A 23721-nucleotide genomic window follows, 5' to 3' on the forward strand; every position below is an offset into this window, starting at 1 on the left:
GAAACGCGCGCGAAACCGTTAAAATTTCATTTTGTAATTTAGCCGCAAATTTACAATTGATGTCTGCAAAAAATAAAGCTGTTTTTTTAGATCGCGATGGCGTTTTAAATCGTGAAATGGGCGACTATGTGTGCCGTGTGGAAGACTTTTTTATCCTTGATAATTTTGAGGCCTTAAAAACTTTACAGGACAAGGGTTACTTACTGTTGGTGGCAACCAATCAGGGCGGCCTGGCTAAGGGTTGGTATACTGAAGATGAATTGAGCAAAATGCACAAAATGCTTAAGGATACTTACCACGAACATGGTGTAGAGATAACAGACTTTTTTTATTGCCCGCATCATCCCAATTTTACCGGCGACTGTGATTGCCGTAAACCAAAACCGGGTCTATTGTTACAAGGTATTGAAAAATACAATCTTGACCCGGCGAAATCATACTTCATCGGCGACCGCGAGCGGGATGTGGAGGCTGGTACTGCCGCAGGCGTTAAGGGGATTTTGATTGATAGTGACCAGCCGATTAGTAGCGTGCTGGATTTGATTGAGTAGTACAACCACAATTGTCATTGCAAAGAGAAAAGCAACCGATGCACAGTTCGCGATTGCTTCGTTCCTCGCAATGACAAAAAATATAAAACATGCAAGCAAGCCGCTACCTGAAACATCTGGATACAGTAATTGCCGCCGCCATTGGCTTTTACGCTATTCGGCTGTTTACCAGCTATAGTGGGGTAGGCATCTCTCCCGACTCGATCATGTATGCCAGTACGGCCACCAATATACAAGCCCACTGGTCGCTTATGACGTTTAATGGGACACCGCTGGTTTTCTTTCCGGTGTTTTATCCGGCATTCCTGGCGCTCATACAATTTATTTGCCGGGTTGATCCGTTTACAGCCGGTGGTATAATTAACGCGTGTCTGTTTGCCTTAGTAATATTGATCACCGGTTGGATGCTCGCCAAGTTCATCACCCGGTCAAGAATATATAAATGGTTGATTCTGGTTGCCATCATATTAAGCCCTGCTCTATTGCAGATCTACAGCTTTTTATGGTCAGAGACGTTGTTTATTTTGCTGGTGATGCTGTTTATTCTTAACTATCATCACTATCTGCAAAAACAAACCACCGGCAGGTTACTCATTATTGCTTTGGTTGCAGCTTTAGCCTGCGTTACCCGCTACGCCGGTATTACCCTTATAGGCACCGGCGGCTTAATGTTATTGCTGGATAATAAACTAACTACACCCAAAAAGATCAGGCATATCTGTTTGTTTGGTCTTCTGTCAATATCGCTTCTGTTGGTTAACCTGGTATTTAACAGATTAGACGCCGGCTTAAGCACCGGCACCCGCGAACCATCTATTACGCCATTAGGCGAGAATATGTACTATGCCGGCACCGTATTGAGCGACTGGGGTGCGCTCGGTAATTTTGCCTATCATTATGCTATAGCCATAACAGCTATAGTTCTGCTATCGTTAACTGGGATTCTGATATGCAAGGCTATTAAAGGCAAGATCAACAGCTACGAGAATATTATTATAGCTTATACGATAGTATACGGGCTGTTCATTATTTTGATAGCTACTTTTTCGCGCTTTGAACAATTGAACAGCCGTTTACTGTCGCCGATGTTTATACCTTTATTAATATCATGTACCAGTTGGGTACCTGATGTTTTGCAAAAGGTGAAAGGAAAATCGAAATATGTATTATCCGGGGTAGCTATTGTCGCAATGCTGGCTTTTGAATACTTTACCTTACAGGTAGATCTGGATCGTTATGATTCTGAGTTGGATTACGGCATCCCAGGCTATTCTGACGACAGTTGGAATACATCTGACTTTATAAAGTATTTACGTGTTCATAAACATATATTTAAGGAGGGGGTCCCTATTTATAGTAATGCCAATGATGCAGTTTATTTCTTTACCGGTATGTCGGCAAAGTTGGTGCCGCATCATTTCTTTAAAAAACCTATTGAGGATTTTTTTAAAGAGAAGCACTATTATTATATATGGTTCAAAGTTTTTGATAATGGTAAAGAACTGCTGAATATTGATGATATTCAAAGAGAAGAGCAGCTTACTTTGCTGTGTAAATTTCCGGATGGGGCTGTTTATGAATATTCCGGCAAAAAAATAAATCAATAGGCGTATACTATTTAACGTTTGACTATTTATTTTGATTTTCCAAACAACTGCCTATATTTGCATCGCTTATCTATAGTTATACTATATAAAAATGGGATTAAATAACTTACATCATCTTCATTTGCACCATCACCACTTGGTGATGATTAGATAATGTATGTTTCTACGCGAAATAACAACCCCGGTTTATAATTTTTATTATAGTTTCTTAAACAAACCTTTTTGTGAAAACACTTAAAATAGCGATCCAGAAATCGGGTCGGCTCAACGAAAAGTCCGTTGAATTATTAAAAAATTGCGGCCTTAATTTTGAAAATTACAAAAGCTCACTAATATCGCCTGTTTCTAATTTTCCGTTGGAAATACTTTTTTTGCGCGATGATGATATTCCTGAATACGTTCAAGACGGCATTGCCGATCTGGGTATTGTAGGCGAAAACGTGATCGAGGAAACCGAAGTTACCGTAAGCTACCTGCAACGTTTAGGCTTTGGTAAATGCTCGTTAAAAATTGCCATTACCAATAATAGCGACATCAAAGAATTGGGCGATCTGGAAGGTCGTTCAATAGCTACCACCTATCCGGTTATCCTTGGTAAATTTCTGCAAAAACAAAATATACACGCCGATATCCGCACCATTTCAGGTTCGGTAGAGATCTCTCCTGGCCTGGGCCTGAGCGATGCAATATGCGACCTGGTATCAACCGGCGGCACACTGAAAAGCAACGGCTTAAAATCTTTTGCTGATGTAATGGCTTCTGAAGCAATTTTAATTGGCTCAAAGGGCAGCGAGAACAACGATTTGGTACAGGAATTGATCCAGCGTATACAGTCGGTTCTGCGCGCTAAAGAAACGAAATATGTGGTACTAAATGTCGAGAAAACTAACCTGCAAAATGTATTGACGCTATTACCAGGTGTAAAAAGTCCGTCGGTATTACCACTGGCCGAAGAAGGTTGGGTTGCGGTACATACCGTAATCCCGGAGCGCGATTTCTGGGACCGTATAAGCCAGCTTAAGCAAGCCGGCGCACAAGGCATTGTTGTAATGCCAATTGAGAAAATAATACTTTAACCCCCCTACCCCCTGAAGGGGGAATAAATAGGTTCGGGTTATATTTTAAAACATTAAAACACTCCCCCTTCAGGGGGTTGGGGGGTTTATGAAAGTTTACAATTATTCCGATCTGAATAAAGACTCAATAGCTAAACTGGTTCAACGCAATGTTGACCCGGCTAATGAGATCCGTACCATAGTTGAAGAAGTGCTGAGCAATGTACAGCAGCACGGCGACCGCGCTTTGTTTGACTATGCCGATAAATTTGACAAGGTGACGCTTGATAAGCTGTACCTGGGCAAAGCTGAGCTGGAAGAGATTGCCGCTGTAATTACAACAGAGCAAAAAAAGGCTTTAGATACGGCTTACGCTAACATCTATAAATTCCATCAAACCCAATTAAAGGCCGAGGATAAGGTAGACACCATGCCCGGCGTAACCTGCTGGCGCGAGTTACGACCCATCGAAAAGGTAGGTTTATATATTCCGGGTGGCACGGCAGTTTTACCGAGCACATTCCTAATGTTGGGCATACCCGCACGAATTGCAGGCTGCCATGAAATTGTGGTATGTTCGCCGCCGCAGAAAAACGGTAAGGTAAATGCATTTATTGCTTATGTAGCCTTGATTTTAGGGATTGATAAGATTTATATGGTTGGCGGTGCGCAAGCTATAGCAGCTATGGCTTATGGCACACCGACTATTAGCAAGGTTGACAAGATCTTTGGCCCGGGCAACCAGTTTGTAACCAAGGCTAAAACCATTATCCAGTCGACCACAACTACAGCTATTGATATGCCTGCCGGCCCATCAGAAGTATTGGTTATTGCTGATGAAACCTCGCGCCCTGAATTTATTGCTGCCGATTTATTAGCACAGACCGAGCATGGTATTGACAGCCAGGCAATTTTGGTAACAACATCAGCACATATTGCAGATGCTGCATTAGCCGAAGTTGAAAAGCAAACTGAAGTATTACCACGCGCCGAGATTGTACGCCAGGCATTGGCTAACTCTTATGTAGTTATTACCAAATCAATTTACGAAGCAATGGAGTTTAGCAACGCTTATGCGCCTGAACACTTGATATTAGCGGTTAAAGATTGGGAGCATATAGCACCTGAGATTATTAACGCAGGCTCAGTATTTTTGGGGAATTTAACCCCTGAAAGTGCCGGCGATTACGCATCGGGAACTAATCATACGCTGCCAACAAGTTCATATGCAAGGGCTTATTCAGGGGTATCGGTAGATTCATTTGTAAAGAAAGTAACGTTTCAGTTTATCACTCCTGAGGGCATAAAAAACATCGGTCCGCATGTAGAGATACTGGCAGACCTGGAAGGCTTGCACGCGCATAAAAATGCGGTTAGTTTAAGGCTGAAGGGATAACCTTTTTGTCATCCGGGCAGATAGCGAAGGATCTGCATACCGGTTGGCGAAGTTGACAGATGCTTCGTATCTCAGCATGACAAAAGTATTGACCACGTCATTTCGAGCGATAGCGCAGCAATCTCTAAAACTATGAATTGGCAAAGCCGAGACGGGTGGAAATTAATTAGTAGACAAATGTTCAACATCAATAACATACTCAGAGAAAATATAAAAAACCTTACCCCCTACTCCTCGGCACGCGATGAGTTTCAGGGCGAGGCCAGCGTGTTCCTGGACGCTAATGAAAATGCGTTCGGCTCGCCGCTGGAAGATCAATACAACCGCTATCCTGATCCTTTACAATACAACGTCAAGATGCGTTTAAGCGAGATCAAAGGTGTACCGGCACGCAACATTTTTTTAGGTAATGGTAGCGACGAAGCTATTGATATTCTGTTCCGCAGCTTTTGTAATCCGGGCGTTGATAATGTGATACTGGTGCCGCCAACGTATGGCATGTATGAGGTATCGGCCAACATTAATGACGTGAAAGCCAAAAAGGTATCGCTTACAACCGACTATCAACTGAATTTGGAAGGCATATCAGAAGCTATTGACGAGCATACCAAAATGATCTTTATCTGCTCGCCTAATAATCCAACCGGCAATTCTATTAACCGCGATGATATCGAAACCCTGCTAGCCAATTTTGACGGTTTGGTAGTGGTTGATGAAGCTTATATTAATTTTAGTCGCCAAAAAACATTTATACAGGAGTTGACCGAGTATTCAAACCTGGTAGTGTTGCAAACCCTGTCGAAAGCCTGGGGCCTGGCCGGTTTACGTATCGGTATGGCTTTTGCCAGCGAGGAGATTATCGAAGTGATGAATAAGGTAAAACCACCTTACAACATTAACGAAGCATCGCAACAATTAGCAATAAAAGCTTTGGCTAATGTAGATCAGGTGAATGAATGGATAAAAGAAACCTTAGCCCAACGTGATAAGCTAGTTTTGAAACTGAAAGATCTGGATTTTGTACTGGATATTTATCCGAGCGATGCCAATTTTATCCTGGTTAAAACTACCGACCCAAAAGGCGTTTATAACTTCCTTGTAAAAAAAGGAATCATTGTACGCGACCGTTCAAAAATTGATCTTTGTGAGGGTAGTTTACGCATTACCGTTGGCACACCAGCCGAAAACGAAATATTGATTGACACCTTAAAGCAATTCAAATGAGCAATAGCCAGAAAATACTTTTTGTTGACCGGGACGGCACCCTGATCAAGGAGCCCCTTGATGAGCAGATAGACTCGTTTGAAAAGCTGGAGTTTTATCCCGGTGCTATTGAATACATGTCAAAAATTGCTACCGAACTGGCTTATGAACTGGTTATGGTGACCAATCAGGACGGTCTGGGTACCGCTTCATATCCTGAAGATACTTTTTGGCCCGTACACAATTTCATCTTAAAGACTTTTGAGAACGAAGGCGTAAAATTCTCCAACATCGTTATTGACCGCACCTTTGCTAAAGACAATGCCCCTACACGCAAACCCGGCACGGCGTTGCTGACTGAATATTTCGATGCTGAAAAATACGATCTCAAAGGCTCGTTTGTTATTGGCGACCGTCGCAACGATGTGGTGCTCGCTAAAAATCTGGGGGCTAAAGCTATCTGGTTAAATAACCACAGCAACCTTGGTGGTGCTGAGTTTACCGGCAATGAAGATTTGAGCGAAACCATCGCCTTAGAAACAACCGACTGGAAAAAGATTTACGAGTTCCTAAAACTGGGCGAGCGCGTTTTTGAAGGTAAGCGCACCACTAAAGAGACTGACATCTACGTAAAAATAAACCTCGATGGCACAGGCGAAGCCAAAATATCAACCGGTTTGCATTTCTTTGACCACATGTTGGACCAGATTGCGCGTCACGGCAGTGTTGATTTGGAAATAACCACTAAAGGTGATCTGCACATCGACGAGCATCACACTATCGAGGATACAGGCATTGCTTTGGGCGAGGTATTTGCTGCTGCTTTAGGTAATAAAAAAGGCATTGAGCGTTATGGGTTTTGCTTGCCAATGGACGATTGCCTGGCACAGGTAGCTATCGATTTTGGCGGACGTAACTGGCTGGTTTGGGACGCGGATTTTAAACGCGAAAAAGTGGGCGATGTGCCTACGGAAATGTTTTATCACTTTTTCAAATCATTTAGCGATGCTGCAAAAGCCAATCTGAACGTTAAAGCAGAAGGACAAAACGAACATCACAAAATTGAAGCTATATTTAAAGCTTTTGCAAAAGCAATAAAAATGGCCGTTAAGCGTGATGTTAATAAAATGGTATTACCGAGTACTAAAGGTTTACTATAAACAAACTATCATTGCCAGGAGGACGATGAAGCAATCTCGAACTTTCTCCTTGCGATTGCCATGCTATCGCTCGCAATGACAGAATATCCAAAAATATGATAGGTATTATACGCTACGGCGCCGGCAATATATTCTCGCTTACTGCGGCTTTAGACCGCTTAGACATACCTTATGGGATGATATATGCAGAAGCTGACATGGACCAGTATGACCGCTTTATTATTCCCGGCGTAGGCCATGCGGGTACGGCTATGGACAAATTGATGGCTTCTGGATTGGTGCCTGCTATTAAAACGCAAAACAAACCCACCTTGGGCATCTGTGTGGGTATGCAGCTACTCACGTCGTACTCAGAGGAGGGCAATTCAGATTTACTGGGCATCTTCCCCATTAAAACCTTAAAGTTTACTGCTGATCCGGAACATAAAGTACCCCATACCGGCTGGAACCGTGTGTTTCCACAGAAAGAAAATCCGCTTTTTAAAGATATTCCGAAAGGTTCACATTTTTACTTTGTACATTCATACTTTATTGAGTATGACGATGTTTATACTTTAGCTGCGACAGATTACAGCACTAAGTTTTCGGCATCAATTTGGCAAGACAATTTTTACGGCGTACAATTTCACCCCGAGAAGTCTGGCAATTATGGCGAAATATTATTAAAGAATTTCTCAAAAATATAAAGACATGTATATAATCCCCGCTATTGATATCCTGGACAAAAAAGTTGTCCGCCTTCGTGAAGGAGATTATCAGCAAGTAACAAATTATGATGTTACGCTGGAAGAAATGATTGAGCGTTACCAGTCAAATGGCACAAACCTTATTCATATCATTGATTTAAACGGTGCCAAAAACGACTTTTCGAACCAGGAATATCTATTTGACGTCATTCGCAAAACAGATATGCAAGTGCAGTATGGTGGCGGCATCCGCAGTATTGAAAAGGTTAAAGAGCTGATTGGCGCTGGTATAGCCAGGGTGATTGTGGGCACTCAAGCCATCACCAGCCCAATGTTTTTAGATGAATTAAGTAAAGCCATCTGTGGCCGCGATAAATGTTCTGACAACGTTGTAATTGCCATAGACGTGCTGGACGAAGTTATCAAGTATTCGGGCTGGATGGAGAGCTCGCCAATTAAACTGATGGATTATGTAGACCGCTGTCTGTCACTGGGCTTTTTCCGTTTTTTATGTACAGACATCAATAAAGATGGTAAATTGGGCGGCGCAGGCGTGGAGCTATATGCTAAGCTGCTTGACCATTCACCTTTCATTAAGCTGATCGCTTCGGGCGGTGTTAGTTCAATGGCTGATATTGAGCAACTGGCTAAACTGAAAGTAGAATCAGTGGTAGTAGGTAAAGCTATCTACGAAGGGCGTGTTACTATCGAGGAAATTAAGAATTGGAATTTGGAAAGTTTGATGTCGATTTAAATCGCGGGCGAAGCGAACTTTAATAAAAAAACAATGAACAACTGTCATTTCGAGCGTAGCGTGGCAATCGCGAAAATTGCATCCTTGCGATTGCGTCGTCGTCCCTCCTTGCAATGACAATAGCAACTATGTTAGCAAAAAGAATCATCCCCTGCTTAGACGTTAAAGACGGACGTACCGTGAAAGGCGTAAACTTTGTCGACCTGCGTGATGCCGGAGATCCGGTCGAATTGGCCTGGAATTACTCACGCCAGGGCGCAGATGAACTGGTTTTCCTGGATATCACGGCTACGCACGAGCGTCGTAAAACGATGGTTGAGTTGGTAAAATCGGTGGCAAGGCAAATCAGCATTCCTTTTACCATTGGCGGTGGCATCAATGAAATAGCTGATGCAGATGCATTGTTAAATGCGGGTGCCGATAAAATATCTATCAATTCGGCCGCAGTACGCAATCCTGCCTTGATTGATGAATTGGCCAAAGCCTTTGGTGTACAGTTTGTAATAGTGGCTGTTGATACACGTTTTAACGATGGTAAAAACATTGTCCATTTAAATGGCGGGCGTATCCCAACAGAAAAAGAAACACTTAACTGGATAAAAGAAGCCGAAAGCCGCGGAGCCGGCGAGATATTACTTACTTCAATGGATCATGACGGAACCAAAGCCGGATTTGATAATGGCTTGTTAAAGACTGTTAATGATGCAGTGAATATCCCGGTAATAGCTTCGGGGGGTGCAGGCGCGGTTGAGCATTTCGTTGATGTGTTTGAACGTACCAATGTTGATGCGGCCTTGGCAGCATCGGTATTTCACTATGGCGAAATTTTAATCCCCGATTTGAAAGGTATATTGCAGAATAAAGGGATTGAGGTTAGATTGAATTAAAACGAAGCTGTCATTGCGGGCGCAGTGTGGCAATCGCGAACATTGCATCCTTGCGATTACTTCGTTGTCCCTCCCCGCAATGACAAAACACATAAACCTATGAATATAGACTTTAACAAAACAGATGGGCTGGTACCGGTTGTAATACAGGACGAACAAACTCTTGAGGTGCTGATGCTCGGCTACATGAATCAGGAAGCTTACGATAAAACCGTTCAGGAAAACATTGTTACATTTTATTCACGCTCCAAACAGCGTTTATGGACCAAAGGTGAAACCAGCAGTAACTTTCTGCATGTTAAATCTATTGATATTGATTGTGACAACGACACTTTGTTGATTAAGGTTAAGCCCGACGGCCCTACCTGCCACACCGGCTCGCGCAGCTGCTTCAATACAAATTACAATCAGAACTTTGTCCTGGAGCTGGAAAACATCATAGCTGATCGGTATAATAACCCGGTTGAAGGATCATATGTAAATAAACTACGTAGTAAGGGTCTGAATAAGATTGCTCAAAAGGTTGGCGAAGAGGGCGTCGAAACTGTTATAGCTGCCTTAGCCGAAACAGAAACGGACCTGATCAACGAGGCATCTGACCTGGTTTTTCATTTATTGGTATTGTTGCGCGAAAAAGGTTTAAGCTTAGATACAATTGCAAAAAACCTGGAACAGCGGCATAAATAAGTTTTAGTGTCTATTTTTTTTGTAATTTACACTTAACCAAAAAATAAACATTTATGAAATACTTATTTCCAGTTGCAATTATCGCCATGCTCGCAGTTGCTTGTTCGTCTGCACCCCCAACCAATGAAGAAAAAGCACATGAATTAATAACCCAAGCCGTAAAAGACAGCCTGAAAGATCCGGAGAGTTATGAAAGCGTTAGCTTTAGCGAACTTAAAAAACTAAAAGATACAACTATTGTAGTTGATGGCCAATCTTACCCACAACAGTATCAGGGCGCATATGAGATGGCGCACACCTACAAATCAAAAAACGCTTACGGCGGAATCCTGACTAAATCAGACGTTTTTCATGTTGACAGTGGCTTTACCACTGCCAAAGGCGGCTTTTTAGGTCAACATATTAAATTTAAAAAATAATATTACCAAACTTATACAAAAGCCTTCCGGCACAACCGGAGGGCTTTTTCCTTTATATTTACCTCAATGATCACGGTACAAAAAGTAACCGAACTTACGGGACACAGCAACCCAATCTTTGCTTTAGCGTTATCGCAAAAACCGGATATTTTGTTTTCGGGCGGTAATGATAAAGGGCTGGTTGAATGGAGTTTAAAGACCAATTCATTCATCAAGGTAATGTTTCCGGTGATATCATCAGTCTATGCTATACATTGCCCGGAAGGTTACCCGCTGATGTTTACCGGGCAACGAAACGGCGAGGTGCTGGTGTTCGACTTTATTAAACAGCAGCTATTGCCGGGCCTAAGGGTTCATCGTAAACCGGTGTTTGAAATCAAATCGGTTGCCAGTAAAAAGGAATTATTAGTTGCATCGGAGGACGGAACGGTTTCTATCTGGAGCATAGACACTCTGCAATTGGTACATACTATAAAAGTATCCACCGACACAGTCCGCACCATCAGCATATCGCCAGACGAAAGACAGGTTGCTTTTGGCTGTCGCGATAATGATATCCAATTATACGACCTGGAAGATTACGCACATATAGGGACGCTTAGCGGGCATACTATGGCAGTGTTTTCTACCCAATATTCGCCTGCCGGTAATTACCTGGTTACCGGCTCGCGCGATGCACAGGTAAAAATCTGGAATACCGCCACGCTTGAGTTAATTCAAAACATCCCTGCACATCTTTTCGCGGTAAATCACATTGCTTTCCATCCCCATCAGCCATATTTTGTCACCGCCAGCATGGATAAATCCATCAAGCTCTGGGGCTCAGACGACTTTAAACTTTACAAAGTTATCAGCCGTGAAAAAGGCTACGATACTCACTTCCTGTCAGTTAATAAAGTTGTCTGGCACAATGGCCAACTCATTTCTGCCAGTGATGATAAGCGCATTATTATCTGGGATATTACCTTTTAGCAGTATTGCTGTATTAAAAGATCCGTTTTATAAAAGCCAGCTTGTGGGTGTAACGGCCTTGTTCTTCTGAATAGATGCCTTTTTCGTCAATAGTATCAATCTTAACTTTTCCTGAAGCGTGGATGATATGTTCGCGGTTAAGCAGCATGCCTACGTGGGTAATCTTGTCGTTTTCGTTTTTAAAAAAGGCAAGGTCGCCTATTAATGCTGATGATAATGCCTCTATTGCTCTGCCTTGCCCTGCCTGCATATTGGCGTCGCGGTTTAAATGATAGCCTTTTAGTTTAAATACCATTTGTGTAAAACCCGAGCAGTCAATACCAAAATGTGTGCGCCCACCCCAAAGGTACGGAACATTAATAAACGATTTGGCTACCAGGTCAATACTCTCATTTTGTCCTATCTGGCCTATAATTTCAAATTTTTCTTTCTCAAAATAACAGGTAGTGCCGTTTAAAAACGACAATGAACTGCCAGCCGGCAAATACAAAACGCTGTTATCTCTGATTTTCCAGGCCTGTGTAATGGCCTTATAAGTTAACTTCGGAGGATTTATTTGTAAATGCTGATAATTTAAGTGCCCCAGCATGATGAATTGTAAACGGTTAATCCAACCTTTATATTTATCAGTTGCGGTAATAATCTGGGCCCATCCTTCCTTCCACTCTATAATCTCAAATGCTTCGCCAAATAAAACTTGCGATACTTGTTCGCTGCGCTCATTAGGCTCGGCGCGTAGGGGTATAACAGCTAAATTGCAAATTCCGTATTCCATTGTTAAGGTTATATGAGCCTGCTTGTACGCAAAGATTATTTAAATGTTTCACAAATAAAAAAGGGAATACATTATATATGTATTCCCTTTTTATCAGCCAATATCGCTAATTAAATTTTATTCGTTCATGTGCAGCCAATCCTTTTTGGCTAACAGCTCTTCGCGGGTTTCGCGCACATTTTCGTCGTCTACGCAACAGTCAACCGGGCAAACAGCAGCACACTGCGGTTCGTCATGAAAACCAACACACTCGGTACACTTATCAGGTACGATATAATAAATATCGTCAGATAAAGCGGCCTGGGTTTCGTCAGCATTTAAAGTAACACCATCGCCAAAATCTATCACACCTCTTAAGCCCGTACCGTCAGAAAAACGCCAGGCAGCACCCGCATCGTAAATAGCATTATTTGGGCACTCTGGTTCGCAGGCTCCACAATTAATACATTCGTCGGTGATTATAATCGCCATATTTTTTTTTAATAATTCTTATATTCTCAATTACCTTTGCCTTCTCAACAAATTGTTGCAAATATAACAAAAAAAGAAATTCAGAGTTTGACTACTCAACATATATATGTCAAAAATCAAAATAACAGAATTAATTAGTACGCTTAGTAAGTTAGGCTCGCAATTGCAAAACCCTGACGAAGAGCTTAATCAACTTATTCAAACCGAACACCGATACAACCCATGGTTTACTCCGGAAAATGTAGAACGGGCCATTAAAACCATAGGTCAAAGCCTTAATGAGGCGGATCTGAGCACCTGGCTTAATCAATATGACTTGACTAAAAACACATTACCTAAAAAAATCGGACTAATACTAGCCGGAAATATCCCACTAGTTGGGTTTCATGACGTGTTGTGCGTATTGGTTACCGGTAATATTGCACTAATCAAAGCATCGTCGCAAGACGCACGATTAGTCAAGACAGTATTAAATAAGTTAATCGCTATAGACCATAATTTTTCCGGTTACTTTAGCTTTGTCGAACGGCTGACTGATTTTGATGCAGTGATAGCCACCGGCAGTAATAATACCTCAAGGTATTTTGATTATTATTTTGGTAAGGTCCCACATATCATTCGCAAGAATCGTAATGGTATCGCCGTATTAACCGGCGACGAAAATGCGGATGAACTATATCTATTGGGTCATGATATTTTTGATTATTTTGGTTTAGGATGTCGGAATGTTTCAAAACTATTAATACCGCGCGATTATAATATTGCCACCTTTTTTGAGGCCATTGAACCTCACAAAGAGGTTGTAAACCACAACAAATATCACAACAATTATGGTTATAACAAGTCTATTTACCTGGTAGGCAGTGAGCAGCACCTGGACAATGGTTTTTTATTATTGAAGGAAAATGATGCTGTGGCATCACCACTGGGGGTTGTATTTTATAACTATTACGACAACCTGACAGATGTTGAGCAGTTACTGGCTGCGCAAAACGAAAACATCCAATGTGTTGTTACTAAAGCGTCTATAAAAGTCCAAAATCAGGTGGTTTCATTTGGCCAAAGCCAGCAACCCAAACTGTGGGATTATGCCGACGGTGTAGATACAATGGAATTCTTGGTGGAGTTAGGGCAGAAAGCTTAAAGGCTAAAGTCGGAAGCTTATTTTGGAAATAGTAAACGTTTAAATTCAAAAATAGATAAATTTGACCCACGAAGTTTCAAGCTTCCTGCTTTCGGCTTAAACATGTATATTATAAAAGTTAAAGGCGTTGCCAAAATCCCTGATTATGTACAACTTCGCGACGATCAGTTTACCTTACTGGCTTATTTTAGGGTTGACCGTCCGGAAAAGTCGCTGGAGAAGGTTGGTTTAAGCAATAAGGCCGATTATATAATGAACGTTATCAGAGACCTGCCTTTTGGGCAGATCTTGAAATTAGATATATAAAACCATGATAGGAAACTCCATTATTAAACTCAATAATGTTGATATATTTCAACAAAAACACCTGGTATTGTCGGGCGTTAACCTGCATATTGATAAGGGTGATTTTGTATGGCTTATTGGCCAGACAGGCTCTGGCAAAAGCAGTTTATTAAAAGTTATTTACGGCGATTTAGCTGTTAAATCAGGAACAGGCCATGCCTGTGGTTACGAACTTGATAGATTAGCTGAGAAAGATATTCCATTTCTGCGCCGTAAGCTGGGTATCGTTTTCCAGGATTTTCAATTATTGACCGACCGCAGCATTGAACAGAACTTACAGTTTGTAATGCGGGCCACTGGTTGGAAAGATCCCAAACTAATTGCTGAGCGCACCCTGGATGTGCTTGAAAAGGTCGGCTTACGTTCAAAACTCAAAAAAATGCCGCATGAGATATCAGGTGGCGAGCAGCAACGAGTAGTTATTGCGCGTGCGCTGTTAAACAACCCTGAAATCATTCTGGCAGACGAACCTACCGGTAACCTTGACCCAGATACTTCTGAAGAGATTGTAATGTTACTGAAACAGATCAGCCAATCAGGTACCGCAGTAGTAGTTGCAACGCATGATTATCATATCATCCGCACCTTTCCTTCGCGTATTATTAAATGCGAAAATGGGAAGGTTTTGGAGGATGCACAGATAGCCTAAGCCGCTCTCCCAACATGGTAATAAATACTGTCAGTGTCATAGCTGCGGGTTTTATGCCATAAGTTCAAGAAAAAAATTATTTCGCTGTCAGCTTGTCGCTTTTGCTGTAATGGCAAGGTACTTGATTGGCACTATAAGCTATGAATTTTAACGATATGCTGAAGAAAAAAAAGACTGAATCTCCGGAGACCACCACGGAAATAAATGACACTATTGACAACGAATCTACAGAAACAACCCAGAACACCACTCCCGCCGAAAAATCGGCAGAGGATCTGTTAAAAGAAGAATTGTCATTAGCTAATGATAAATACTTGCGCTTATATGCCGAGTTTGACAATTTCAGACGACGTACAATTAAAGAGCGCGAAGACGCCCGCAAAATGGAAGGCCGCGAAGTGATAAGCGACCTGTTACCGGTGCTTGACGATTTTGAGCGCGCCCTGAAAGCTACTGAAAATGCAACTGAAGTTGCACCGGTTAGAGAAGGTGTTATCCTGATTCAAAATAAGTTAAAAAATACACTTAGCCAAAAAGGCCTGAAGCCTATGGAGGCGATTGGCCAGCCGTTTGATGCCGATCTGCATGAAGCTATTACCAATATACCTGCCCCTTCTGATGACCTGAAAGGTAAGGTTATTGATGAAATGGAAAAAGGTTATTATCTTAATGATAAAGTTATCCGCTTCGCCAAGGTAATTGTCGGAGCGTAATTGTAATTATTGAATTATTGAGGGATTGAATTAATACTTCAATCCGGCTCAATAAAAAATCAATAATTCTTTAATTCAATAAATCAATAATTAAAAATGTCTAAACGAGATTATTACGATGTCCTGGGCGTGTCAAAAGGTGCAGACGCTGATGAGATTAAGAAAGCTTATCGTAAAATGGCCATTAAGTACCATCCTGATAAAAACCAGGGTGATAAAGATGCCGAAGAGAAGTTTAAGGAAGCTGCAGAGGCTTACGAGGTTTTAAGTAATCCAGAAAAACGCCAGCGTTATAACCAGTTTGGTCATGCGGCTAACGCCCACTCGGCTAATGGCGGTGGCTATGGCAGCGGTGGCATGAATATGGAAGATATATTCAGTCAGTTTGGCGACATTTTTGGCGGCGGTAGCCCGTTCGGCGATTTCTTTGGCGGCGGCGGTGGCGGCAGGCAAGGTGGTGGCCGCAGAGTAGCCCGTGGCAGTAACCTCCGTATTAAAGTAAGATTGACATTAGAGGAAATAGCCAACGGTGCCGAAAAGAAAATCAAGGTTAATAAACAGGTAATCTGTAAAACCTGCGATGGCAGCGGTGCTAAGGATAAGTCGTCTTTCCAAACCTGTAAAACCTGCGGGGGACAGGGTGCTGTCAGGAGGGTAACCAATACTATTTTGGGCCAGATGCAAACAACCAGCACCTGCCCTACCTGTAACGGCGAGGGTTCTGTAATTACCTCAAAATGTAGCGTTTGCCATGGCGACGGCGTTGTGCGTGGCGAAGAGACCATCAGCATAAATATACCTGCCGGCGTAAGCGAAGGCATGCAGCTAAGCATGAGTGGCAAAGGTAATGCTGCACCCCGTGGCGGTGTTCCCGGAGATCTGATTATTTTGATCGAGGAAATCCCGCATGAAACTCTGAAACGCGATGGCAACAATATAATTTACGACCTGCATATCACTTTTATTGATGCGGCCTTAGGTACCAGTGTTGAAGTACCAACGATAGACGGCAAAGCAAAGATCAAAATTGATCCGGGAACACAGGGAGGCAAAATATTGCGGCTAAAAGGCAAAGGCGTACCAGAAGTTAACTCGTACCACCGCGGCGATCAACTGATCCACGTGAACATCTGGACGCCAAAAGCGCTTAGCAACGAAGAGCGTGCACTGCTAGAGAAACTGCAAAATTCGCCTAACTTCAAACCCAACCCGGGCAAAAACGAGAAAAGTTTCTTTGAACGGATGAAGGAATACTTTGAATAAGTGCTAAAAATCGAAAGCGAAAAGTACAAAGCTCAGGATTTTAGGATGCTGAGCTTTTTATTTTTTTGGTTGATGCATGATCAGTTTATTGATCAAATCCTGTACCTGTAGATGATTAACTTTTTCAACCAGATACCCCTGCGTTTCGTTGTTATCGTCCCAGGTATTTTTACCGTCGGCAGCTAATGGTTTCATTTTGCCGGGATGCAAATCATAATAAGTTGTATAGCCTTTCATGGCTACAAGAACCGCGGTTTCGTCCCAGCTCAGTCGTCCATTTGCATCATCGGCTGATTTTGACATCGCTATCCTGAACGCATCTTTAACCGGGCTGTTTTGAATAGATGGATCATTTATCAAGGATAAACCCACCTTAATCTTCTCGCCTATTTCAAAACCACTATAAATAATTGGTATGCCGATGTTCTGAAAAACGTTGTTTGCAGCCGCAGCATCTTTAATTACATTAAACTCATAGCCCGACGGAAATTTTCCGGCCATACTCACCAGCTGTTTAACTTTTTTAGCTACCAGCTCTTTACCATTTAATTTGGAATATTCATCACTTGAAGAATTAAGCAGATCAGAAATATTGGTCAGAAAACCTATGGTTACAATACTAACACTATGATCGGGTTGGGTAGCCAAAATCTTACGGTAGAGTTTAACTGCATCCCAGGCATCGGCATTAGTTTTTATTTTATGCGGATAATTGGCAAGTAGCGTATCGGTCCAATGCTGGCTATCGCGGATATTCACGGCGTTTGCTCCGGCTACACCTATGGGCAGATCAGCACGTTTAAAATAAGTATTGAATACGTTAAGCACTGCGGCTACACCTTCATAACGGTTACTGGCCATAGTAGCCAATATTTTAGCTTCGTGGGCATCTGCCAGGGCATGCAACACTGTAATCGCACCTACATCATCATAATCAGGACCTATATCACTGTCGAAGATAATGCTGACAGCTTTAGAGTGCTTTTGAGCAAAGGCATCCATTGCAAAGCAAATAACAATTAAAAGTAAAGTTAGCCGGATTTTCATAAACAGAATAATTGTTTGCTAAACATATAATTTTTAATAATTAATAATTTACTTTAATTCACACATTTTGTTAGCAATACAGTTTATTCGAATAGTATTTTAGCAGCACAATTCAACTATTTATCTTAAACGCATGAGCAAACGCATAGCCGTGATGGACCTCGGCACCAATACCTTTCATTTGCTAATTGCCGAGGGCAACGCATCTGATTATAAAGCACTGGTACACGAGCATGATTCAGTAAAGTTGGGCGAAGGTGGCATCAATAAAGGGATTATCCAGCAAGCTTCTTACGAACGCGGTATAGCATCTATGCAAAAGTTTGGTGAAGATATTCGCAATTATGATGTCAAGAATGTCCGGGCCATTGCTACCTCGGCATTGCGTAATGCATCAAATGGCGGGCAGTTTATAAATGAGGTAGCCGATAAAACCGGCATTAACATAGAACTGATTAATGGCGAGCAGGAAGCCGAGTACATTTACAAAGGTGTGAAACTGGCGGGCGGTATTACGCATCAGACAACGCTAATCATGGATATTGGCGGCGGCAGCGTTGAGTTTATTTTAGGTAATGAGAACAGCATTCTCTGGAAACAAAGCTTTGAAATTGGCGCTGCGCGATTGATGGACAAATTCCATTGCACCGACCCAATACCTCAGGATTCAATCTGCGCGCTCAATTTGTATCTCGAAGAAAATTTGACCAGCCTTATCTCTATAGCATCCAAATATCCGGTAAATGTTCTGATCGGCTCCTCCGGCGCTTTTGAAACCTTTGCCGAATTGATCGAACGCAGCAAAAACAATCAGTTTGAATTAAATATCAAAAACTATGATTTTGAATTGGACGATCTGTTATCGCTAACTGAAAAACTGATCGCTTCATCGCACGAAGAACGTAGAAACACAGAAGGTATAATTCCTATCCGGGTAGATATGATTGTGGTAGCATCGTTAGTCACCCGCTTTATCATCGAGCGTTTAAAAATTCCACAAGTTTGTATGTCAACCTACTCATTAAAAGAAGGTGTACTGGCCGAGATGATGGATACGCATCAAGCGTAATTTTGTATATTGCTGTCCTTAACTGACACGCATGAAACCAAAATACTTTTTAACGGGCGCCAGCCTGTTATTAGCCCTTACATTGCAAGCACAAAAAAAAGACCGCAAAGCCAATGATGCAGAAGTATCAAACTATATTCCGTCCAATTTATTTTCGCCCGCTTTTCATACTGAAAAGGGCAACGAGTTTCATGCCGTAAACGGAGAGCCGGGCCCGAAGTACTGGCAAAACCGTGCCGACTATTTGCTTAAGGCCAATATAGATACCGCAACTAAAACATTGTCGGCTACCGAAAATATTACTTATACCAACAACAGTCCTGATAATTTACAGTACCTGTGGCTGCAACTTGATCAGAATACTTATAAAAAAGATGCCCGCTCAAACTTTGTTACCGGCAATGAGCCAAAGGCTGCAGATCATACTACGGGCTATCAGTTAGAGTCGGTTAGTATCATGCAAAGCGGTAAAACCGAAATTGCAAACTATGTGATCACCGATACCCGTATGCAAATTCGGTTGCCGCGGGCGTTGACCGCAAAGGGCGGTAAGATCAGCCTGCTTATCAAATACCATTACACCATTCCGGGCGCCTTTGGTGCACGTACCGACTACACCGATACCAAAAATGGCAAGATCTATGAAATAGCTCAGTGGTTTCCGAGAATGTGTGTTTATGATGACTCGCAGGGCTGGGATACTTTGCCATTCCTGGGTAGTGGCGAGTTTTATTGCGAATATGGCGATATCGATTATAGCGTTACTGTACCCTGGGATATGATCGTTGCCGGCTCTGGCGAACTGGTTAATCCAACCGAGGTATTAACCGCAAAACAAGTGGCACGCTATAATGCGGCGAAAAACAGCGACAAAACTATCATGATCCGTTCGGCTGAGGAAGTTACGCAAGCATCTTCACGTCCCGTAAATAAAGGCACGCTGACCTGGCATTTTAAGATGTATAACACCCGAGACGTTGCTTTTGGTGCTTCTAAAGCGTTTATATGGGATGCCGCGAGAATTAATCTGCCGGGCGGTAAAAAGTCACTCTCTATGTCTGTTTATCCGGTGGAGAGCGCTGGTAACGATGCCTGGGGCAGATCGACTGAATATTTGAAAGGTGCCATCGAACATTTTTCGGCTAAATGGTTTACGTACCCTTACCCTTGTGCAGTAAATGAGGCTGGTATAGCGGCAGGCATGGAATATCCGGGGATATTATTTGATGGTATTACCGACAAAACCAAAGACCTTTTTTGGGTGACAGCCCACGAGATAGGCCATAATTGGTTTCCGATGATTGTGGGCAGCAACGAGCGTCGTTTTGCCTGGATGGACGAGGGTTTTAATACGTTTATAGACGTTTATGCGTCGGACGTGTTTAATAAGGGCGAGTATGCTCCTAAGCGCGACGGCGAATATGCACCCGGCGGCGGTAATCCGGCTGATGAGATTGTGCCGATTATCAGCGATCCCGAGGCACCTGTTATTATGACTGCCCCCGATGCAATTTCGGAAAAGTATCGCCACCCGATGACTTATTTTAAGCCTGCTTTTGGTTTGATCTTGTTACGTGAGCAGATTTTGGGCAAAGACAGATTTGATTACGCTTTTAAAAACTACATTAGTAAATGGGCCTATAAACACCCGCGCCCTGACGACTTTTTCCGCTCGATGGAAAATGGCGCCGGTGAGGATCTGTCATGGTTTTGGCGCGGCTGGTATTATAATAACTATAGCTTAGACCTGGCTTTGACCAAAGCCAGGTATGTAAAAGACAGCCCGGCTTATGGCATTGAAGTAACCGTAGTAAATAAAGAACCAATGGCTATGCCGTTTACTGTTGAAGTAAAATTAAAGAATGGCGGCAGGCAACGCATGTACCTGCCGGTTGAAACCTGGCTGCAAAATAAGGTTACTACTTTTACCATAAACACTACCGGTGCGGCCGAGTCTGTAACTATAGACCCGGACAATGCTTTGCCTGATTTAAACAGAAAGAATAATACTTTGAAGGTAGATTAAGGTAATGTACGGTAGCAGTGATCCACCTGCGAATGTGTATCACTTTGGATCAGTTGGATCAATTTAAAATTACAACCTACTAATAATAAGACAGTTACGATTTTCAGCCCGAATCGGTGGATCACTTTGGATCACTAAAAATGACTTATAAGTAAGGATTTGGATCACTGATCTTAAATAATTGTCTTTGCAATTGCCGCGCTGCGCTCACAACGACAAAAGCGCCTGATACAACTTCTCGGTAGGCAAACCAACCACGTTGGTGTATGAACCGTTGATCTTCACAATCGACGTCACCCCCACCCATTCCTGTATACCATATGAACCTGCTTTGTCCATGGGTTTGTATTTGCCGACATAGTTGCGGATCTCCTCATCAGTCAGTACGCGGAAGGTAACATCCGACACATCATAAAAACTATGGTATTGCTGTTTGTAAAACAAGCACACACCCGTTATCACCTGGTGCACCTTGCCTGATAATATTTGCAGCATTTCAATTGCATGCTGCTCAGATTCAGGTTTACCCAAAATATGACCATCAATGCTCACAATTGTATCGGCAGTAAGTACCAGTTCATTATCGCTTACCGATTCATCAAACGCTGTCGCTTTTTTTTTGGCTATGTAAACCGCAATTTCTTCGGGCGTTAAACTGTCAGGATATGACTCATCAACTTCCTTGAGCACTATCTTAAAGTCAAGATCCATTAACTTTAATAACTCCTGCCTGCGCGGCGATTTAGAGGCTAATATGATGGGTGGGAATTTTTTCATTTAGATATTAAAGGCATGTGCCGGTAAAAATAAGGTCTTTTTAGGAGAGCCTGAAATAAATCAGAAAAGTATAATTGCATTCAAAATTCTGACTTATAAGTTATTAAAATAACGAGATTTAAATAATAGCTTAGTGTATGCCAAGCCTAAGTCGTCGCTATTTCTTTATAAGTATGTTTTGCCTGTTGCCTTCATTATGTTTCGCACAGAAAGTATACGAAGGCCAGGTGATAGATAAAGCTACAGAAGACCCAATTTCCAACGTCAACATTACCCTTATCAAAGAAAAGATTGGCATACAAACCAATGAGCGGGGATATTTTGAGCTATCATCAGAGCACCCTGTACCAAATGACACCTTACAATTTAGTTCGGTAGGATATAAAACCTTTAAACTGCCGGTATCGGCATATCAGTCGCAAATGTTCGTTGTACTGGAAGCCAGCAATACTCGGCTTAACGAGGTGCGTATAGCCAATAAAAAGAAACTGAAGAATATCGTATTAGATAAATTTGCGTATTACGATCTGAAAAGCGTAGATGGCGTATCTTATGGGCATAGCACCGAAATCATTAAGGCCCGTACTGCCCTGGCTAAATTTTTCACAGCGCCCAACGCCAACGCCGTTGTAACCAAGATATCATTAGGTCGTCAAGATCTACTAACAAGTCCCACCTATTCGGTTCGCAATAAATTAACCACTTTCCTGATCCATATTATGACGCCGGACACCCTCACCGGCGCACCGGGGAAAGTAATATTTACAAAAACTGTATCACTTAATGACAACTCATTATGGGTAGATATTGATCTGACCAATGATAAACGCATCATTCCCACCAAAAACTTTTTTGTAGCGGTAGAATGGATCATCACCCCATATAATGAAATTATTGGTGTAAACAATGCGCCAAAAGTTGCAAAAACAACCAAACGCGGTTACCAGGTAATCAAAGACGCATCTGAATATTACGTGTATTACCAACCCTTTTTAGTAGGATATAGCCCAGAGGATGATACAAGAAAGCGGGCACTTTTGTATACCAGGAATAACGACAAATGGCAAATATTTCGACATCAAAAAAGTGAACTTGCGTTATCTGCAACCATACATTATTAGCGGCCGGCCATGAAAAAAATTGTAGTACTATTCTGTTTATTTCCGTTTCTGGCCGACGCCCAGGGAAAGCTAAACAAGTTTCATGTAGTTGACAGTTTAAGCGGTAAAGCTGTTCCTTCAGTTTCTGTCACTTTGGTCAGGGCCAGGTTATCTATCAATACCGAAAAAGACGGCATTTTTATGATCCCCGGAAATTTGGCTTCTTTGCGTGATACTATAATTTTATATGCCCAAAATTATAAGCCCAACCAACTGCTGACACGTCAATTGAATGGCAGAGATACTTTGCGTTTAACCAAATTTGCTATCGATTTTAAGAGTAAGCCTGCCAAATATAATAACGATACACTACTTAACAGCTACCGCAAGCAGGACATCGTGCATTATGCCGGCGTCAATACCGGAACCGCAAAATTTGAGTATTTGCAACTGGCTCAACAATTTTACACCTCAAAACCCGGAACTATTTTAAAAAGCATCAAACTAAACCGCCTTGCTTTTGGACTCGATGTATCAGAATACACATGGACACACCTGGTTCATCTGGATGTTACCAAATTCAGAATACGGATATATGATATTGACCCCATAACCCATGGCCCGGGTCGCGACCTTTGCAATAAGGTGATTGAGGAAAGCAAAAGCGTCGGCAGCCAGGTATCAATTAACTTAAAAAAATACAACATTATCATACCTAACACCTCATTTTTTGTAGCCATTGAGTGGATACGTGATTTTTATAATGCCGGCTACAGTGTAGCTTACGACCAGGACGGAGAAATAACCAGGGATATTAATTACCGCCCGGCCCTGGGTATATCTGCCATTACAGGTAAAGCATTAAACATCTGGGCGCTGAATTTCAACCGCGAGTGGAAACCGTTTACTTATTTTATGCCTTTTGGTACAGACCTGGCTATGAGTGCCATAATTGCTTATTAAAT

At 42.2% G+C, this 23721-nt stretch carries 25 protein-coding genes; 21 read left to right on the forward strand and 4 right to left on the reverse strand.

The features are described from left to right. The first annotated feature begins 59 nt into the window (after positions 1-59). From ABD772_RS01150 to ABD772_RS01205, 12 genes are all read left to right on the forward strand, one after another. Positions 60-551 carry a D-glycero-alpha-D-manno-heptose-1,7-bisphosphate 7-phosphatase gene (locus ABD772_RS01150; RefSeq protein WP_345100500.1) on the forward strand — a complete coding sequence of 164 codons (492 nt, stop codon included), beginning with the start codon at positions 60-62 and terminating at the stop codon, positions 549-551. Positions 552-640: 89 nt separating this feature from the next. After that, positions 641-2158 (forward strand): hypothetical protein, encoded by a 1518-nt coding sequence (locus tag ABD772_RS01155; protein ID WP_345100502.1) that lies wholly within the window; start codon positions 641-643, stop codon positions 2156-2158. A gap of 224 nt (positions 2159-2382) precedes the next feature. After that, positions 2383-3234: an ATP phosphoribosyltransferase gene (gene hisG, locus ABD772_RS01160; protein ID WP_345100504.1), complete on the forward strand. Its 852-nt coding sequence runs from the start codon at positions 2383-2385 to the stop codon at positions 3232-3234. A gap of 88 nt (positions 3235-3322) precedes the next feature. Continuing rightward, positions 3323-4609, forward strand: a complete 1287-nt coding sequence (hisD, locus tag ABD772_RS01165) for a histidinol dehydrogenase (protein ID WP_345100505.1) — start codon at positions 3323-3325, stop codon at positions 4607-4609. A gap of 177 nt (positions 4610-4786) precedes the next feature. Further along, positions 4787-5833, forward strand: coding sequence for a histidinol-phosphate transaminase (gene hisC, locus ABD772_RS01170; protein ID WP_345100506.1), 1047 nt, complete (start codon positions 4787-4789; stop codon positions 5831-5833). Beyond that, positions 5830-6972: a bifunctional histidinol-phosphatase/imidazoleglycerol-phosphate dehydratase HisB gene (gene hisB, locus ABD772_RS01175; RefSeq protein ID WP_345100508.1), complete on the forward strand. Its 1143-nt coding sequence runs from the start codon at positions 5830-5832 to the stop codon at positions 6970-6972. The genes hisC and hisB overlap by 4 nt, the downstream gene beginning before the upstream one ends. A 95-nt stretch (positions 6973-7067) precedes the next feature. Further along, positions 7068-7658, forward strand: a complete 591-nt coding sequence (hisH, locus tag ABD772_RS01180; protein ID WP_345100509.1) for an imidazole glycerol phosphate synthase subunit HisH — start codon at positions 7068-7070, stop codon at positions 7656-7658. 4 nt (positions 7659-7662) lie between these two features. Next, positions 7663-8412 carry a 1-(5-phosphoribosyl)-5-[(5-phosphoribosylamino)methylideneamino]imidazole-4-carboxamide isomerase gene (locus ABD772_RS01185; protein WP_345100512.1) on the forward strand — a complete coding sequence of 250 codons (750 nt, stop codon included), beginning with the start codon at positions 7663-7665 and terminating at the stop codon, positions 8410-8412. 128 nt (positions 8413-8540) lie between these two features. Further along, a complete protein-coding gene (hisF, locus tag ABD772_RS01190) occupies positions 8541-9299 on the forward strand; it encodes an imidazole glycerol phosphate synthase subunit HisF (RefSeq protein ID WP_345100514.1) in 759 nt (252 codons plus the stop codon). 99 nt (positions 9300-9398) lie between these two features. Further along, complete coding sequence (gene hisIE / locus ABD772_RS01195; protein WP_345100516.1) at positions 9399-9986, forward strand: bifunctional phosphoribosyl-AMP cyclohydrolase/phosphoribosyl-ATP diphosphatase HisIE; 588 nt, start codon at positions 9399-9401, stop codon at positions 9984-9986. 53 nt (positions 9987-10039) lie between these two features. Beyond that, entirely contained in the window at positions 10040-10405 is a 366-nt protein-coding gene (locus ABD772_RS01200) for a hypothetical protein (RefSeq protein ID WP_345100518.1), read from the forward strand. A gap of 66 nt (positions 10406-10471) precedes the next feature. Next, the gene (locus ABD772_RS01205; RefSeq protein WP_345100520.1) at positions 10472-11377 is read left to right on the forward strand and encodes a WD40 repeat domain-containing protein; all 906 of its coding nucleotides are present in this window, start codon (positions 10472-10474) and stop codon (positions 11375-11377) included. A 13-nt stretch (positions 11378-11390) separates the two neighbouring features. Here the strand turns inward: ABD772_RS01205 and ABD772_RS01210 are convergent, their stop codons facing one another. Next, complete coding sequence (locus tag ABD772_RS01210) at positions 11391-12152, reverse strand: C40 family peptidase (RefSeq protein ID WP_345100521.1); 762 nt, start codon at positions 12150-12152, stop codon at positions 11391-11393. Positions 12153-12269: 117 nt separating this feature from the next. After that, entirely contained in the window at positions 12270-12623 is a 354-nt protein-coding gene (locus ABD772_RS01215; protein WP_345100523.1) for a 4Fe-4S dicluster domain-containing protein, read from the reverse strand. Positions 12624-12729: 106 nt separating this feature from the next. Between ABD772_RS01215 and ABD772_RS01220 the strand changes: the two genes are divergently transcribed. The 5 genes from ABD772_RS01220 to dnaJ all read left to right on the forward strand — a co-directional run bounded on the left by ABD772_RS01220 (position 12730) and on the right by dnaJ (position 16737). Beyond that, positions 12730-13767, forward strand: a complete 1038-nt coding sequence (locus ABD772_RS01220; protein ID WP_345100525.1) for an acyl-CoA reductase — start codon at positions 12730-12732, stop codon at positions 13765-13767. Between the two features lie 102 nt (positions 13768-13869). After that, a complete protein-coding gene (locus ABD772_RS01225) occupies positions 13870-14073 on the forward strand; it encodes a fructose-6-phosphate aldolase (protein WP_345100526.1) in 204 nt (67 codons plus the stop codon). A gap of 4 nt (positions 14074-14077) precedes the next feature. Further along, on the forward strand, positions 14078-14761 hold the full coding sequence (locus ABD772_RS01230; protein WP_345100527.1) for a cell division ATP-binding protein FtsE: 684 nt from the start codon (positions 14078-14080) through the stop codon (positions 14759-14761). Between the two features lie 155 nt (positions 14762-14916). Then, on the forward strand, positions 14917-15474 hold the full coding sequence (grpE, locus tag ABD772_RS01235) for a nucleotide exchange factor GrpE (RefSeq protein ID WP_345100528.1): 558 nt from the start codon (positions 14917-14919) through the stop codon (positions 15472-15474). A 96-nt stretch (positions 15475-15570) separates the two neighbouring features. Continuing rightward, positions 15571-16737: a molecular chaperone DnaJ gene (gene dnaJ / locus ABD772_RS01240; protein ID WP_345100530.1), complete on the forward strand. Its 1167-nt coding sequence runs from the start codon at positions 15571-15573 to the stop codon at positions 16735-16737. Between the two features lie 57 nt (positions 16738-16794). Here the strand turns inward: dnaJ and ABD772_RS01245 are convergent, their stop codons facing one another. Then, on the reverse strand, positions 16795-17784 hold the full coding sequence (locus ABD772_RS01245; protein WP_345100532.1) for a nucleoside hydrolase: 990 nt from the start codon (positions 17782-17784) through the stop codon (positions 16795-16797). A gap of 133 nt (positions 17785-17917) precedes the next feature. On the opposite strand from ABD772_RS01245, the gene ABD772_RS01250 reads away from it, so the two are divergent. Together ABD772_RS01250 and ABD772_RS01255 are read left to right on the forward strand one after the other, a co-directional pair. Continuing rightward, a complete protein-coding gene (locus tag ABD772_RS01250; RefSeq protein ID WP_345100535.1) occupies positions 17918-18853 on the forward strand; it encodes a Ppx/GppA phosphatase family protein in 936 nt (311 codons plus the stop codon). Between the two features lie 31 nt (positions 18854-18884). Next, positions 18885-20879, forward strand: coding sequence for a M1 family metallopeptidase (locus ABD772_RS01255; RefSeq protein WP_345100537.1), 1995 nt, complete (start codon positions 18885-18887; stop codon positions 20877-20879). A 207-nt stretch (positions 20880-21086) separates the two neighbouring features. Here the strand turns inward: ABD772_RS01255 and ABD772_RS01260 are convergent, their stop codons facing one another. Continuing rightward, on the reverse strand, positions 21087-21656 hold the full coding sequence (locus tag ABD772_RS01260; RefSeq protein ID WP_345100538.1) for a Maf family nucleotide pyrophosphatase: 570 nt from the start codon (positions 21654-21656) through the stop codon (positions 21087-21089). Between the two features lie 137 nt (positions 21657-21793). On the opposite strand from ABD772_RS01260, the gene ABD772_RS01265 reads away from it, so the two are divergent. Both ABD772_RS01265 and ABD772_RS01270 read left to right on the forward strand, forming a co-directional pair. Beyond that, complete coding sequence (locus tag ABD772_RS01265) at positions 21794-22777, forward strand: carboxypeptidase-like regulatory domain-containing protein (protein ID WP_345100540.1); 984 nt, start codon at positions 21794-21796, stop codon at positions 22775-22777. 9 nt (positions 22778-22786) lie between these two features. Next, complete coding sequence (locus ABD772_RS01270; protein ID WP_345100542.1) at positions 22787-23719, forward strand: hypothetical protein; 933 nt, start codon at positions 22787-22789, stop codon at positions 23717-23719. Positions 23720-23721 lie beyond the last annotated feature (2 nt).

The sequence above is a fragment of the Mucilaginibacter panaciglaebae genome (assembly GCF_039539265.1).
Taxonomy (GTDB): domain Bacteria; phylum Bacteroidota; class Bacteroidia; order Sphingobacteriales; family Sphingobacteriaceae; genus Mucilaginibacter; species Mucilaginibacter panaciglaebae.

Excerpts from the sequence above, each read along its gene's own strand:
- ABD772_RS01150 (WP_345100500.1), top strand. The coding sequence starts at position 60 with ATGTCTGCAAAAAATAAAGCTGTTTTTTTAGATCGCGATGGCGTTTTA.
- ABD772_RS01155 (WP_345100502.1), top strand. The coding sequence starts at position 641 with ATGCAAGCAAGCCGCTACCTGAAACATCTGGATACAGTAATTGCCGCC.
- hisD (WP_345100505.1), top strand. The coding sequence starts at position 3,323 with ATGAAAGTTTACAATTATTCCGATCTGAATAAAGACTCAATAGCTAAA.
- hisC (WP_345100506.1), top strand. The coding sequence starts at position 4,787 with ATGTTCAACATCAATAACATACTCAGAGAAAATATAAAAAACCTTACC.
- hisB (WP_345100508.1), top strand. The coding sequence starts at position 5,830 with ATGAGCAATAGCCAGAAAATACTTTTTGTTGACCGGGACGGCACCCTG.
- hisH (WP_345100509.1), top strand. The coding sequence starts at position 7,068 with ATGATAGGTATTATACGCTACGGCGCCGGCAATATATTCTCGCTTACT.
- ABD772_RS01185 (WP_345100512.1), top strand. The coding sequence starts at position 7,663 with ATGTATATAATCCCCGCTATTGATATCCTGGACAAAAAAGTTGTCCGC.
- hisF (WP_345100514.1), top strand. The coding sequence starts at position 8,541 with ATGTTAGCAAAAAGAATCATCCCCTGCTTAGACGTTAAAGACGGACGT.
- hisIE (WP_345100516.1), top strand. The coding sequence starts at position 9,399 with ATGAATATAGACTTTAACAAAACAGATGGGCTGGTACCGGTTGTAATA.
- ABD772_RS01200 (WP_345100518.1), top strand. The coding sequence starts at position 10,040 with ATGAAATACTTATTTCCAGTTGCAATTATCGCCATGCTCGCAGTTGCT.
- ABD772_RS01205 (WP_345100520.1), top strand. The coding sequence starts at position 10,472 with ATGATCACGGTACAAAAAGTAACCGAACTTACGGGACACAGCAACCCA.
- ABD772_RS01210 (WP_345100521.1), bottom strand. The coding sequence starts at position 12,152 with ATGGAATACGGAATTTGCAATTTAGCTGTTATACCCCTACGCGCCGAG.
- ABD772_RS01215 (WP_345100523.1), bottom strand. The coding sequence starts at position 12,623 with ATGGCGATTATAATCACCGACGAATGTATTAATTGTGGAGCCTGCGAA.
- ABD772_RS01220 (WP_345100525.1), top strand. The coding sequence starts at position 12,730 with ATGTCAAAAATCAAAATAACAGAATTAATTAGTACGCTTAGTAAGTTA.
- ABD772_RS01225 (WP_345100526.1), top strand. The coding sequence starts at position 13,870 with ATGTATATTATAAAAGTTAAAGGCGTTGCCAAAATCCCTGATTATGTA.
- ABD772_RS01230 (WP_345100527.1), top strand. The coding sequence starts at position 14,078 with ATGATAGGAAACTCCATTATTAAACTCAATAATGTTGATATATTTCAA.
- grpE (WP_345100528.1), top strand. The coding sequence starts at position 14,917 with ATGCTGAAGAAAAAAAAGACTGAATCTCCGGAGACCACCACGGAAATA.
- dnaJ (WP_345100530.1), top strand. The coding sequence starts at position 15,571 with ATGTCTAAACGAGATTATTACGATGTCCTGGGCGTGTCAAAAGGTGCA.
- ABD772_RS01245 (WP_345100532.1), bottom strand. The coding sequence starts at position 17,784 with ATGAAAATCCGGCTAACTTTACTTTTAATTGTTATTTGCTTTGCAATG.
- ABD772_RS01250 (WP_345100535.1), top strand. The coding sequence starts at position 17,918 with ATGAGCAAACGCATAGCCGTGATGGACCTCGGCACCAATACCTTTCAT.
- ABD772_RS01255 (WP_345100537.1), top strand. The coding sequence starts at position 18,885 with ATGAAACCAAAATACTTTTTAACGGGCGCCAGCCTGTTATTAGCCCTT.
- ABD772_RS01260 (WP_345100538.1), bottom strand. The coding sequence starts at position 21,656 with ATGAAAAAATTCCCACCCATCATATTAGCCTCTAAATCGCCGCGCAGG.
- ABD772_RS01265 (WP_345100540.1), top strand. The coding sequence starts at position 21,794 with ATGCCAAGCCTAAGTCGTCGCTATTTCTTTATAAGTATGTTTTGCCTG.
- ABD772_RS01270 (WP_345100542.1), top strand. The coding sequence starts at position 22,787 with ATGAAAAAAATTGTAGTACTATTCTGTTTATTTCCGTTTCTGGCCGAC.